The 434-nt window shown below is 46.8% G+C and carries 1 protein-coding gene; it reads right to left on the bottom strand.

What is annotated here, in order from left to right; genetic code table 11:
* Positions 1 to 87: 87 nt before the first annotated feature.
* Positions 88 to 434 (bottom strand): DUF4065 domain-containing protein (locus DVK01_RS21535; RefSeq protein WP_233562849.1); only part of this gene is annotated, 347 nt, incomplete at its 5' end.

The following is a 434-nucleotide window of genomic DNA, read 5'->3' as shown; positions in this document are numbered from 1 at the left end:
TTTCGGGGATGTACTGATTGGAGTGCTCATCCTCACTTTCAGCCCACCGTTTCGTATATTCTTGTTCGACATATTCGATATCAGCCATCAGTCTCCCTCCAACTCAAGTTCATCCTTGATTTCGGACTCCCTGGCGAACGACGGATATGACGTGTAGACAACTTCCAGTAGTTCCTGTAGCGATAGGTTGCCATATGACTCCACCAAGTTCTCAATTTCCGTTCGATACTCGGGTTCGAGAATTTCGACTAACTGAGATGCAAGCTTCTCCCCTTTTGAGGTAATAGTAAATTCTTTGTTTGTTAGGTCATCGTCACCGACACCGTCCACTGAACTACCGTTTAGCGGAGTAGCTTCGATAGCTCCCAGTTGGAGAAGGAAGTGGAGTTCTTCGTAAACTGCCTCTGAGAAAGGACCCATCTTATAGGGCGCAA

It is taken from the genome of Haloarcula sp. Atlit-120R (assembly GCF_003665885.1).
GTDB lineage: Archaea > Halobacteriota > Halobacteria > Halobacteriales > Haloarculaceae > Haloarcula > Haloarcula taiwanensis.
The sequence above is the reverse complement of the archived record's forward strand: the minus strand, read 5'-3'. Positions and strand labels throughout refer to the sequence as shown.